This window comes from Micromonospora parva, from assembly GCF_000718515.1.
Taxonomy (GTDB): Bacteria; Actinomycetota; Actinomycetes; order Mycobacteriales; family Micromonosporaceae; genus Micromonospora; species Micromonospora parva.
This window is the reverse complement of record NZ_JNZS01000005.1, coordinates 169635-182381: the sequence shown is the minus strand read 5'-3', so window position 1 is coordinate 182381 and position 12747 is coordinate 169635. Positions and strand designations below refer to the sequence as shown.

11 protein-coding genes are annotated in these 12747 nt (G+C 68.0%); all 11 read right to left on the bottom strand.

Features of this window, described 5'->3' with window-relative positions; genetic code table 11:
- Positions 1 to 4: 4 nt before the first annotated feature.
- Positions 5 to 307 carry a 50S ribosomal protein L23 gene (gene rplW, locus IF22_RS0107810; RefSeq protein WP_007465304.1) on the bottom strand — a complete coding sequence of 101 codons (303 nt, stop codon included), beginning with the start codon at positions 305 to 307 and terminating at the stop codon, positions 5 to 7.
- A complete protein-coding gene (rplD, locus tag IF22_RS0107805) occupies positions 304 to 954 on the bottom strand; it encodes a 50S ribosomal protein L4 (RefSeq protein WP_030329890.1) in 651 nt (216 codons plus the stop codon). Before rplD ends, rplW begins: the two co-directional genes overlap by 4 nt.
- On the bottom strand, positions 951 to 1616 hold the full coding sequence (gene rplC, locus IF22_RS0107800; RefSeq protein WP_030329888.1) for a 50S ribosomal protein L3: 666 nt from the start codon (positions 1614 to 1616) through the stop codon (positions 951 to 953). The genes rplD and rplC overlap by 4 nt, the downstream gene beginning before the upstream one ends.
- An 11-nt stretch (positions 1617 to 1627) precedes the next feature.
- Positions 1628 to 1936 carry a 30S ribosomal protein S10 gene (gene rpsJ / locus IF22_RS0107795; protein WP_007073037.1) on the bottom strand — a complete coding sequence of 103 codons (309 nt, stop codon included), beginning with the start codon at positions 1934 to 1936 and terminating at the stop codon, positions 1628 to 1630.
- Between the two features lie 350 nt (positions 1937 to 2286).
- On the bottom strand, positions 2287 to 3480 hold the full coding sequence (tuf, locus tag IF22_RS0107790) for an elongation factor Tu (protein ID WP_030329885.1): 1194 nt from the start codon (positions 3478 to 3480) through the stop codon (positions 2287 to 2289).
- 212 nt (positions 3481 to 3692) lie between these two features.
- The gene (fusA, locus tag IF22_RS0107785; protein ID WP_030329884.1) at positions 3693 to 5789 is read right to left on the bottom strand and encodes an elongation factor G; all 2097 of its coding nucleotides are present in this window, start codon (positions 5787 to 5789) and stop codon (positions 3693 to 3695) included.
- A 74-nt stretch (positions 5790 to 5863) separates the two neighbouring features.
- Positions 5864 to 6334, bottom strand: coding sequence for a 30S ribosomal protein S7 (gene rpsG, locus IF22_RS0107780; protein WP_007465317.1), 471 nt, complete (start codon positions 6332 to 6334; stop codon positions 5864 to 5866).
- A gap of 1 nt (position 6335) precedes the next feature.
- On the bottom strand, positions 6336 to 6710 hold the full coding sequence (gene rpsL / locus IF22_RS0107775) for a 30S ribosomal protein S12 (protein WP_007465318.1): 375 nt from the start codon (positions 6708 to 6710) through the stop codon (positions 6336 to 6338).
- A gap of 508 nt (positions 6711 to 7218) precedes the next feature.
- Complete coding sequence (locus IF22_RS0107770; protein WP_030329882.1) at positions 7219 to 7599, bottom strand: hypothetical protein; 381 nt, start codon at positions 7597 to 7599, stop codon at positions 7219 to 7221.
- Between the two features lie 746 nt (positions 7600 to 8345).
- Positions 8346 to 8714 carry a hypothetical protein gene (locus IF22_RS0107765; RefSeq protein WP_030329880.1) on the bottom strand — a complete coding sequence of 123 codons (369 nt, stop codon included), beginning with the start codon at positions 8712 to 8714 and terminating at the stop codon, positions 8346 to 8348.
- A 94-nt stretch (positions 8715 to 8808) separates the two neighbouring features.
- Complete coding sequence (locus IF22_RS0107760) at positions 8809 to 12696, bottom strand: DNA-directed RNA polymerase subunit beta' (protein ID WP_030329878.1); 3888 nt, start codon at positions 12694 to 12696, stop codon at positions 8809 to 8811.
- Between the last annotated feature and the right edge of the window lie 51 nt (positions 12697 to 12747).

Genomic DNA, 12747 nt, shown 5'->3' with positions numbered 1-12747 from the left:
CCCCTCAGCTGACCGGGCCGCCGAAGGCCTCGATGCGGTCACCGTCAGCCAGCTTCACGATCGCCCGCTTGGTCGCCTTGCGCTGACCGAAGCCGGTCTTGGTGCGCTTGCGCTTACCCTGGCGGTTGAGCGTGTTGACCGTCAGGACGCGGACGTTGAAGATCTGCTGGATAGCGATCTTGATCTCGGTCTTGTTCGCGTCCGGGTGCACCAGGAAGGTGTACCAGTTCCGGTTCAGCTCGCTGTAGCTCTTCTCCGAGACGACCGGCGCAACGATGATGTCGCGCGGATCGGCGATGGTGCTCACTTGCCACCCTCCTCGGTGGTCTCGGCGGGCACGCCCAGGAACTCGTCCAGGGCGTCCTTGGTGAAGACCACGTCGTCGGCCACCAGCACGTCGTACGTGTTCAGCTGGCCGGACTCGATCAGGTGCACCCGCGGCTCGTTGCGCAGCGACACCCAGTTCAGTTCGTCGGTGCTGCTCAGCACCACCAGGACCCGACGGGCCTCGGTGAGCTTGGTCAGCGTGGCCAGGGCCGCCTTGGTCGACGGCTTCTCGCCCGAGACGAACGCCTCGACGACGTGCACCTGCCCGGCGCGGGCCCGGTCGGAGAGGGCACCGCGCAGAGCGGCGGCCTTCATCTTCTTCGGGGTCCGCTGGCTGTAGTCGCGCGGCACGGGACCGTGCACGACGCCACCGCCGGCGAACTGCGGCGCGCGGATCGAGCCCTGCCGGGCGCGACCGGTGCCCTTCTGCTTGTACGGCTTCTTGCCGCCACCGGCGACCTCGCCGCGGGTCTTGGCCTTGTGCGTGCCCTGTCGGGCCGCCGCGAGCTGGGCCACCACGACCTGGTGCATCAGCGCGACGTTGGCCTGCACGTCGAAGATGTCCGCCGGCAGCTCGACCGAGCCACTGGTGGTGCCTTCGACGGTGCGCACGTCAACGGTGGTCACTTGGCCGCACCGCCCTTCTTCACCTTGCTCTTGGCCGCGGTACGGACCAGAACGAGCGCGCCCTTCGGACCAGGAATGGCACCCCGGACGAGCAGCAGGTTGTTCTCGGTGTCGACCGCCTGGACGGTGAGGTTCTGCACGGTGTACCGCACGCCACCCATCCGGCCGGCCATCCGGGTGCCCTTGAAGACACGACCCGGAGTGGCGCAGGCGCCGATGGAGCCGGGCGAGCGGTGCTTGCGCTCGACACCGTGGCTGGCGCGCAGACCGTGGAAGCCGTGCCGCTTCATCGGGCCGGCGTAGCCCTTGCCCTTGGTCTTGCCGGTGACGTCGATGGTGACGCCGGCCGGGAACTCCTCGACAGTGACTTCCTGGCCGAGCGAGTATTCCCCAGCGTCGGTGGTGCGCAGCTCGACGATGTGCCGGCGCGGCGCCACGTCCGCCTTGGCGTAGTGACCGCTGATCGGCTTCTTGACCTTGCGCGGGTCGATGGTGCCGTACGCCAGCTGGACCGCGGAGTAACCGTCCTTCTCGGCGCTACGAACCTGGCTGATGACGCACGGGCCGGCCTCGACCACGGTCACGGGAACAACACGGTTGTTGTCCCAGACCTGGGTCATGCCGAGCTTGGCGCCCAGGATCCCCTTGACTTGCCTGTCCATTTGTCCGGTCCCTACAGCTTGATCTCGATGTCGACGCCAGCCGGCAGGTCGAGGCGCATGAGCGAGTCGACCGTCTTCGGGGTCGGGTCGATGATGTCGATCAGCCGCTTGTGCGTGCGCATCTCGAAGTGCTCGCGCGAGTCCTTGTACTTGTGCGGCGAGCGGATAACGCAGAAACGGTTGATCTCCGTGGGCAGCGGCACCGGGCCCGCGACCTGCGCCCCGGTGCGCGTCACCGTCTCGACGATCTTCCGAGCCGAGGAGTCGACGACCTCGTGGTCATAGGCCTTGAGCCGGATGCGGATCTTCTGTCCCGCCATGGTGGCTTCTGTTCCTTCTCTCGATGCCGCTGTGTTGCGGGCGCCTGTACCGGCTGGTACAGGCCCACTTCGCCGACCCCCGCGGTCGGGCGTGTCGCGCCCTCGGGCCGAGCTCCGCCCCGTGGTTCCGGAGTGGTGCTGACCGCGCGGTGGGTCAAGGCGCCGATCGCATTACCGCGACCTGAACGCCGTGCGAGGGTGGTTGGCGACTGGGCCGCCAACCACCCTACGCTCGACTGCCTCGCCACCCGGAGGTTCAGCGAAAGCCGAACACAGGCGACGAACTGTCGTTACGCAACCTGACTAGTATGCCGCACGACCGGCGGCGGGTCTAATCGGGGTTACCTAGCTCACTTGTTGATCTTGGTGACGAACCCGGCGCCGACGGTGCGGCCACCCTCGCGGATCGCGAACTTGAGGTTCTCCTCCATGGCGATGGGCTGAATCAGCTTCACCGACATGGAGGTGTTGTCACCCGGCATGACCATCTCGGTGCCCTCGGGGAGGGTGACGACACCGGTGACGTCAGTGGTCCGGAAGTAGAACTGCGGACGGTAGTTCTGGAAGAACGGGGTGTGCCGGCCGCCCTCCTCCTTGGAGAGGATGTAGACCGTCGCCTCGAACTCCGTGTGCGGGGTGTTCGAGCCCGGCTTCACGACGACCATGCCGCGCTCGACCTCGTCGCGCTTGGTACCACGCAGCAGCAGGCCGACGTTCTCACCTGCGCGGGCGTCGTCCAGGGTCTTCCGGAACATCTCGATCGCGGTGACCTTGGTCTTGAAGCTCTTCTCCTTGATACCGACGAGCTCAACATCCTCGTTCGGCAGGAGAACGCCGCGCTCCACCCGACCGGTGACGACGGTGCCACGACCGGTGATCGTGAAGACGTCCTCAACCGGCATCAGGAACGGCTTGTCAACCTCGCGCTCCGGCTGCGGGATCGAGGTGTCGACAGCGGTCATCAGCTCCAGCAGCTTGCCGGTCCACTCGGGGTCACCCTCGAGGGCCTTCAGCGCCGAAACCCGAACGACCGGCAGGTCGTCACCCGGGTACTCCTGCGAGGAGAGCAGCTCACGGACCTCGAGCTCGACGAGCTCCAGGAGCTCCTCGTCATCGACCATGTCGCTCTTGTTGAGCGCCACGACGATGTACGGCACACCGACCTGACGGGCCAGCAGCACGTGCTCGCGGGTCTGCGGCATCGGGCCGTCAGTCGCCGCCACCACCAGGATCGCGCCGTCCATCTGCGCGGCACCGGTGATCATGTTCTTGATGTAGTCGGCGTGCCCAGGGCAGTCGACGTGCGCGTAGTGCCGCGACTCGGTCTGGTACTCGACGTGCGCGATCGAGATCGTGATGCCGCGGGCCTTCTCCTCCGGCGCCTTGTCGATCTCGTCGAACGGCGTGTAGGGGTTCAGGTCCGGGTACTGGTCGTGCAGGACCTTGGTGATGGCCGCCGTCAGCGTCGTCTTACCGTGGTCGATGTGACCAATGGTGCCGATGTTGACGTGCGGCTTAGTCCGCTCGAACTTAGCCTTCGCCACTGGTGTCCTCCTGTGGACTTCTTGGTTCGTACGCCCGGCGCGCCGGTCGGCGCTTAGGACTCTGTCGACAGCCTTTCCGGCCTGACGGCCGGAGAGCCTTTGTGGGTTCTGCGGCGATGAAGCCTACAGGCCCGGTCTCACGCGATCCGATCGTGGTGGCCGCGGGCGGGTGAAACCTCCCGCGACCAACCACGAATCACCTGCTCAGGGTGCTACTCGCCCGTCGCCTTGGCGATGATCTCCTTGGCCACCGAGGCCGGAACCTCGGCGTAGGAGTCGAACTGCATGCTGTAGCTCGCCCGGCCCTGGGTCTTCGACCGCAGGTCGCCGACGTAGCCGAACATCTCCGACAACGGCACCAGAGCCCTGACGATGCGGGCGCCACTGCGCTCCTCCATCGCCTGGATCAGGCCGCGGCGGGAGTTGAGGTCGCCGATGACGTCACCCATGTTCTCCTCAGGAGTGGTGACCTCAACGGCCATCATCGGCTCAAGGAGTGCGGGATCGGCCTTGCGGGCCGCGTCCTTCATCACCATGGAGCCGGCGATCTTGAATGCCATTTCCGACGAGTCGACCTCGTGGTACTGGCCGTCCAGCAGGGTCAGCTTCACGCCGACCAGCGGGAAGCCGGCGAGGATGCCGTACTGCATCGCGTCCTGCGCACCCGCGTCCACCGAGGGGATGAACTCCCGGGGGATGCGGCCACCGCTGACGGCGTTGGCGAACTCGTAGGTCGGCGAGTCGTTGTCCAGCGGCAGCGGCTCGACGCTCACGATCACGCGGGCGTACTGGCCGGAACCACCGGTCTGCTTCTTGTGGGTGTACTCGACCTTCTCCACCTTGCGGCGGATGGTCTCGCGGTACGCCACCTGCGGCTTGCCGATGTTGGCTTCGACGTTGAACTCGCGGCGCATCCGGTCGACCAGGATGTCCAGGTGCAGCTCGCCCATGCCGGAGATGACCGTCTGACCGGTCTCCTCGTCCAGCTTGACGCGGAAGGTCGGGTCCTCCTCGGCCAGCCGCTGGATGGCGGTGCTGAGCTTCTCCTGGTCGGCCTTGGTCTTCGGCTCGATGGCGACCTCGATGACCGGCTCCGGGAAGGTCATCGACTCCAGGATGACCGGGTTCGCCGGGTCGGACAGCGTGTCACCGGTGGTGGTCTGCTTGAGACCCTGCACCGCGATGATGTCGCCAGCCTGGGCCGAGCTGCGCTCTTCCCGCTTGTTGGCGTGCATCTGGTAGATCTTGCCGATGCGCTCCTTGCGGTCCTTGGTGGAGTTGACCACCTGGGTGCCGGTCTCGACCACGCCGGAGTAGACCCGGACGTAGGTGAGCTTGCCAAGGTGCTTGTCGGTCTGGATCTTGAAGGCCAGACCGGAGAACGGCTCCGACTTCGAGGGCTTACGCACCAGCGGGGTCTCACCGTCGGTGGCCGTACCCTCGATCGCCGGAACGTCCAGCGGCGACGGCAGGAAGTCGACCACGGCGTCGAGCATGGGCTGGACGCCCTTGTTCTTGAACGCCGAGCCGCAGAGCACCGGGTTGGCCTTGCCGGCGATGGTGGCACGCCGGATGGCGGCCTTGATCTCCTCGACGGAGACCTCTTCGCCCTCCAGGTACTTCTCCATCACCGCGTCGTCGACGTCGGCGAGGGTCTCCATCAGCTTCTCGCGCCACTCGGCAGCGGAGTCGGCCAGGTCGGCCGGGATCTCCTCAACCGCGTAGTCCTCACCCTTCTGGGTCTCCCCACGCCAGGTGAGGGCGCGCATGCCGATCAGGTCGACGACACCGATGTGGTCACCCTCGAGCCCGATCGGGATCTGGAGCACCAGCGGGGTGGCGTTCAGCCGGTCGATCATCATCTGCACGCAGCGGAAGAAGTCGGCACCGGTCCGGTCGAGCTTGTTGACGAAGCACATCCGCGGGACGTTGTACTTGTCGGCCTGCCGCCAGACGTTCTCCGTCTGCGGCTCCACGCCGGCGACACCGTCGTAGACCGCGACCGCACCATCCAGGACCCGCAGCGACCGCTCGACCTCGACCGTGAAGTCGACGTGACCCGGCGTGTCGATGATCTGGATCGTGTGGCCCTTCCACTCACACTTGGTGGCAGCGGAGGTGATGGTGATGCCACGCTCCTGCTCCTGCTCCATCCAGTCCATGACGGCAGCGCCCTCGTGGACCTCACCGATCTTGTACGTGATACCGGTGTAGAACAGGATTCGCTCGGTGGTCGTGGTCTTACCGGCATCGATGTGCGCCATGATGCCGATGTTGCGTACGTTGGCGAGCGCGTCTGCGGCGGCCACTTCAATCCCTACTTATCGTCGTCTCGACTCAACTGGTGGCGGTTCCGGCGCCCGTAGGCGCCGGAACCAGGGTGTTACCAGCGGTAGTGCGCGAAGGCCTTGTTCGACTCGGCCATCTTGTGCGTGTCCTCGCGCCGCTTGACGGCGGCACCGAGGCCGTTGCTCGCGTCCAGCAGCTCGTTCATCAGCCGCTCGACCATGGTCTTCTCGCGCCGGGCGCGGGAGTAGGTGACCAGCCAGCGCAGGCCCAGGGTGGTCGCCCGGGTCGGGCGGACCTCGACCGGAACCTGGTAGGTGGCGCCACCGACCCGGCGGCTACGCACCTCGAGGGTCGGCTTGACGTTGTCCATCGCCCGCTTGAGGGTGACGACCGGGTCGGTGCCGGACTTTTCGCGGCAGCCCTCGAGGGCCGCGTACACGATGGACTCGGCGAGCTGACGCTTGCCGCGGAGCAGGATCTTGTTCACCAGCTGGGTGACCAGCGGCGAGTTGTACACCGGGTCAGCGACCAGCGGCCGCCGCGGAGCGGGTCCCTTACGCGGCATGTCAGCTCTTCTCCTTCTTCGCGCCGTAACGGCTGCGCGCCTGCTTGCGGTTGCGGACACCCTGGGTGTCCAGCGAGCCGCGAACGATCTTGTAACGCACGCCGGGGAGGTCCTTCACCCGGCCACCGCGGACGAGCACGATCGAGTGCTCCTGCAGGTTGTGACCGACGCCGGGGATGTAGGCGGTCACCTCGATCTGGCTGCTGAGCTTCACGCGAGCGACCTTGCGCAGCGCCGAGTTCGGCTTCTTCGGGGTGGTGGTGTACACGCGGGTGCACACGCCGCGCCGCTGAGGGGAACCCTTCAGCGCCGGGGTCTTGGTCTTGGTCGTCTTCGCCTGGCGGCCCTTTCGGACCAGCTGCTGGATCGTGGGCACCGGGTTTCTCCGCTCCCTTCGGCCGCATCCGCGGCCGCGCCGTCTGCTCGTTAGCCGGCCTGATGACCGGCTCTCCTACATTCCGACCAGGGCCACCTTGCGGAGACCCCGGCACCCGCGGTCGGGCGTGTCGCCCTCGTCACGGTCCCGTTGCGACGCTCTCGCGTGCGTACCGGGTTTTGTCACCGGCACGCGGGTCGCCCCGCCCCGGATCCTTGGCTTGTCGTGCCGCCGTCCGTAAGCCGGTAACAGCGCACGCACGAGTTGCCCGGGCATGCCCGGGCACAAGGGGAAAGAGTACCTACCACAACCGCCCAGGTCAAAACGGAATGGCCCGGCGGCAGTCTCACACCCGCCAGCCGTATCTCGTCCTGCCCGGTCGCCCGCGATGGGCACCTACGAATACAAGTGTACCGGCTCTCCCGCAGAAGCACCCATCGCCCCCGGGCGGACCGGAAGCCTTCCGCGGGAAACCCCCGTCAGGTGTCGGATCTGTCGATGATCACTTTCAGGTCAGTGCGAGCAGCAGGGCCAGGCCCAGGCCCAGCGCACTGAGCACCGCCCCCACCGCGCCGCAGCTGATCCCCGCCATCGCCAGCCCACGCCCGGTGAACTGGACCGCGGAGGGCGCGGCCGGCCGACCGATCTGCCGCCGGCCGAGCAGCCCGACGACGACCGCCGCACCGCCGGCCAGCACACCCAGCGCGGCGAACGCTCCGGAGGCCCAGGCACCGCCGTCGTTCATGAAGGCCACCCCGAAGCAGATCACCAGTAACGACACCAGGACCGACGCGATCCCCGCCACCAGCGCTCCGATGGCCAGCCCGGAGGTGACCGGCGCCACGTCCAGGTGCACGACACCGAACGGCGTGCCCGACACCGACTCCACCCGCTTCGGCGGCCGGCGTTGGTCGTCGGTGGGTGGCGCAACCGAGCGCCCCGGCGAGCCACCCCACCCAGGACCGTGCCCCGGCGGCGGACCCCATCCGGGCGGGCCGCCGGGCCCGGACGACGGCGGACCCCACCCGTGCGGTGCTCCCGGCCCCGACGACGGCGGACCCCACCCGTACGGCGCTCCCGGTCCACCCGGCGGCGGACCCCACCCCTGCGGTGCTCCCGGCCCCGACGACGGCGGACCCCAGCCATGCGGTGCTCCCGGCCCCGACGACGGCGGACCCCAGCCATGCGGTGCTCCGGGCCCACCTGCCGGCGGACCCCAACCCTGCGGTGCCCCCGGCCCCGACGACGGCGGACCCCACCCGTACGGCGTTCCCGGCCCGGATGACGGCGGACCCCAGCCCTGCGGCGTCGAGGTCGGCGTGCTGGAGACCGGGTGCGGCTGGCCGGAGCCGGGCGTCGAGGTCGTGCCCCAGCCGGGGTACGGCCCCGCAGCGGGCGGCGCATCCGGGGTGGGCACCGGAGGGTGCTCCGCACCGCCCGGGCCCGGCCGCGCCCAGTCACTCGGCTCGGACGCCGGCGTGTCCGCAGGGGGGCCGTCCGGTTCGTCCGCAGGGGGCCGCGCCGGTTCCGTCACGAGGTCCTCCTGTCGAAAGGCCGCCACCGCCACGCGGCGGACACCGGCCAGGCTACCGCCGCGAGCGCCGCCACCCGCGCCGGGCGCGGCCACCGGCGGCCTCAGTCCATGTTCGCCGGGTAGTCGTGGCCGAACGGGGCACCGGCCAGCCGGACCACCCCGATGACCACAGCGGCCACCACGCTGACCGCGACCAGCACCAGACCGGTCCAGGCCATCCGCTCCCCCCGCCGCAGCCACACGCTGCCGGTCAGGAAACCCCCCGACGCGTACGCCTCGCGGCGCGCCTGCCGGGCCAGTTGCAGGGCCACGGTGGCCGGCACCACGCCTCCGATGAACAACCCGGTCAGCAGGCCGAGCAGGCCGAGCGCGAAGACCGCCCGTGCCTTCGTGGCGCGGGCCGGGTCCGGGTCCAGCGGGTGACGCAGGTCCGGCTGGGCGACGGACACCTGCCCGGGTGCTGTCGTCATACCCCCATCATGCCGAACCCGGTCGCGGGGTGGGTGGGCACGGACACGACGAGGCCCCCGGCTTTCACCGGGGGCCTCGTCGTGTTACTGGTGCTTAGCGGTACGACCCGAAGTCGAAGTCGTCCAGCGGCACGGCCTGCCCGCTGGCCGGCCCGAACCCGTAGTCGGTCTCCGGGTAACCGGTCATCGAGTAGACCTTGGCCTTCGCCTCCTCGGTCGGCTCGACCCGGACGTTGCGGTACTTGCTGATGCCGGTACCGGCCGGGATGAGCTTTCCGATGATCACGTTCTCCTTGAGGCCGACCAGCGAGTCGCTGCGCGAGTTGATCGCAGCGTCGGTCAGCACCCGGGTGGTCTCCTGGAAGGAGGCCGCCGAGAGCCAGGAGTCGGTGGCCAGCGAGGCCTTGGTGATACCCATCAGCACCGGACGACCGGCGGCGGGCTCGCCGCCCTCCGAGACGAGTCGGCGGTTCTCCGACTCGAACAGCGCCCGGTCGACGAGCACACCCGGCAGGAACTCGGTCGAGCCGGAGTCGATGACCGTCACCCGCTTGAGCATCTGGCGGATGATGATCTCGATGTGCTTGTCGTGGATGAGCACACCCTGCGAGCGGTAGACCTCCTGGACCTCACTGGTCAGGTGGACCTGGACCGCCCGCGGACCCATGATCCGCAGCAGCTCGTGCGGGTCGATGGTGCCCTCGGTCAGCTTCTCGCCGACCGCGACGTGACCGCCGTCGTGGGTCCGGAGCTTGACGCGCTTCGAGATCTTGTCGTAGACGATCTCGTCGCTGCCGTCGTCCGGCACCACGATGATCTTGCGCGAGCGCTCGCCGTCCTCGATCCGGATCCGGCCCGGGGTGTCGGCGATGGGCGCCTTACCCTTCGGGACCCGAGCCTCGAAGATTTCCTGAACACGCGGCAGACCCTGGGTGATGTCCTCACCCGCGACACCACCGGTGTGGAAGGTACGCATCGTCAGCTGCGTACCGGGCTCACCGATGGACTGGGCGGCGATGATGCCGACCGCCTCGCCGATGTCGACCGACTTACCGGTCGGCAGCGACCGGCCGTAGCAGGCCGCGCAGACGCCGAGCTTCGACTCGCAGGTGAGCACGCTGCGCACCCGGACGGTCTCCACACCAGCGGCGACGATCTTGTCGACCCCGATGGAGTTGATGTCCTGCCCGCGCTCGGCGACCACGGTGCCGTCCGGCCCCTTGATGTCGTCGGCGAGGGTCCGGGCGTGCACGCTGGTCTCGGCGTGGGTGTGGACGACGAGCTTGCCGTCCAGCTTCTCGCCGATCTGCATCGGGATCGCCCGGTCGGTGCCGCAGTCCTCTTCACGGATGATGACGTCCTGCGAGACGTCCACCAGACGACGGGTCAGGTAACCCGAGTCGGCGGTACGCAGCGCGGTGTCGGCCAGACCCTTACGGGCACCGTGCGTGGAGATGAAGTACTCCAGCACGGACAGACCCTCCCGGTAGCTGGCCTTGATCGGCCGCGGGATGATCTCGCCCTTGGGGTTGGCCACCAGACCACGGATCGCCGCGATCTGCCGGAGCTGGAGCAGGTTACCGCGAGCACCCGAGTTGATCATCTTCCACAGCGGGTTCTCCTGCGGCAGCGCGGTGTCCATCTCCTTGGCGACCTCGTTGGTCGCCTTGGTCCAGATCTCGATGAGCTCGCCGCGACGCTCCTCGGCGGTCATCAGACCACGCTGGTACTGCTTGTCGATCTGGTCGGCGTCCTTCTCGTACCGGGCCAGGATCTCCGCCTTACGCGGCGGCGCGATGACGTCCTCCATACCGATCGTCACGCCGGACCAGGTGGCCCAGTGGAAACCGGCCTCCTTGAGCCCGTCCAGGGTGGCGGCCAGCGCCACCTTGGGGAAGCGCTCGGCGAGGTCGTTGACGATCGCGGAGAGCTGACCCTTGCGGATCTCGTAGTTCACGAAGCGGTAGCCCTGCGGCAACGTCTCGTTGAACAGCACCCGGCCCAGGGTGGTCTCCACGGTCAGCGGGTCACCCTCGACCCAGCCCTCCGGGGCGGTCCACGCCTCGGCGCCAGCACCGTTGTCGACCCCGACCACGTCACGCAGGCGGATCTTCACCGGCGCCTGCAGGTGCAGCTCGCCGTTGTCGAAGGCCATCCGCGCCTCGGCGTCCGAGCTGAACGCCCGGCCCTCGCCCTTTTCACCAGCGGTGCGGTGGGTGAGGTGGTACAGACCGATGACCATGTCCTGGGTGGGCATGGTGACCGGCTTACCGTCGGCCGGCTTGAGGATGTTGTTCGACGACAGCATCAGGATCCGCGCCTCGGCCTGAGCCTCGGCGGACAGCGGCACGTGCACCGCCATCTGGTCACCGTCGAAGTCGGCGTTGAACGCGGTGCAGACCAGCGGGTGGATCTGGATGGCCTTGCCCTCGACCAGCTGCGGCTCGAAGGCCTGGATGCCCAGGCGGTGCAGGGTCGGCGCCCGGTTGAGCAGCACCGGGTGCTCGCCGATGACCTCTTCCAGCACGTCCCACACGACCGGGCGCTGACGCTCGACCATCCGCTTGGCGGACTTGATGTTCTGGGCGTGGTTGAGGTCGACCAGCCGCTTCATCACGAACGGCTTGAACAGCTCCAGCGCCATCTGCTTGGGCAGACCGCACTGGTGCAGCTTGAGCTTCGGGCCGACCACGATGACCGAACGGCCGGAGTAGTCGACGCGCTTGCCCAGCAGGTTCTGGCGGAACCGGCCCTGCTTGCCCTTGAGCATGTCGGACAGCGACTTGAGCGGGCGGTTACCCGGGCCGGTGACCGGCCGGCCGCGACGGCCGTTGTCGAACAGCGCGTCGACGGCCTCCTGGAGCATCCGCTTCTCGTTGTTGACGATGATCTCGGGCGCGCCGAGGTCGATCAGCCGCTTGAGGCGGTTGTTCCGGTTGATCACGCGACGGTACAGGTCGTTCAGGTCCGAGGTCGCGAAGCGGCCACCGTCGAGCTGCACCATCGGGCGCAGGTCCGGCGGGATGACCGGGACGCAGTCCAGCACCATGCCGAGCGGCGAGTTGCGGGTGTTCAGGAACGCCGCGACGACCTTGAGTCGCTTGAGCGCCCGGATCTTCCGCTGGCCCTTGCCGGACCGGATGGTCTCCCGCAGGCTCTCGGCCTCGGCGTCGAGGTCCATGTTCTGGACCAGCGCCTTGATCGCCTCGGCGCCCATGGAACCGGTGAAGTACTCACCGAACCGGTCGCGCAGCTCGCGGTAGAGCAGCTCGTCGGTGACCAGCTGCTTCGGCTCCAGCTTGCGGAAGGTGTCCAGCACCTCGTCCAGGCGGTCGATCTCGCGCTGGGCCCGGTCGCGGATCTGGCGCATCTCGCGCTCTCCGCCCTCCTTGACCTTGCGCCGGACGTCCGCCTTGGCACCCTCGGCCTCCAGCTCCGCCAGGTCGGCCTCGAGCTTGGCGGCCCGCTTCTCGATCTCCGAGTCGCGGCTGTTCTCGGACTGCCGCTTCTCGGCCAGGATCTCGTTCTCGATCGTCGAGAGGTCGCGGTGACGCGACTCCGCGTCAACGCTCGTCACGACGTACGAGGCGAAGTAGATGATCTTCTCGAGGTCCTTGGGGGCGAGGTCCAGCAGGTAGCCCAGCCGGCTCGGAACGCCCTTGAAGTACCAGATGTGGGTCACCGGAGCGGCGAGCTCGATGTGCCCCATCCGCTCACGACGGACCTTGGAGCGAGTCACCTCGACGCCGCAGCGCTCACAGATGATGCCCTTGAACCGGACCCGCTTGTACTTACCGCAGTAGCACTCCCAGTCCCGCTGCGGACCGAAGATCTTCTCGCAGAAGAGCCCGTCCTTTTCCGGCTTCAGGGTGCGGTAGTTGATCGTCTCAGGCTTCTTGACCTCGCCGTGCGACCACTGACGGATGTCGTCAGCGGTGGCGAGACCAATGCGCAGCTCGTCGAAGAAGTTGACGTCGAGCACTATGTCCCCTATGTCGTCGTCTGTACTGCTAATTCTCGGGCGGGGTCGGGA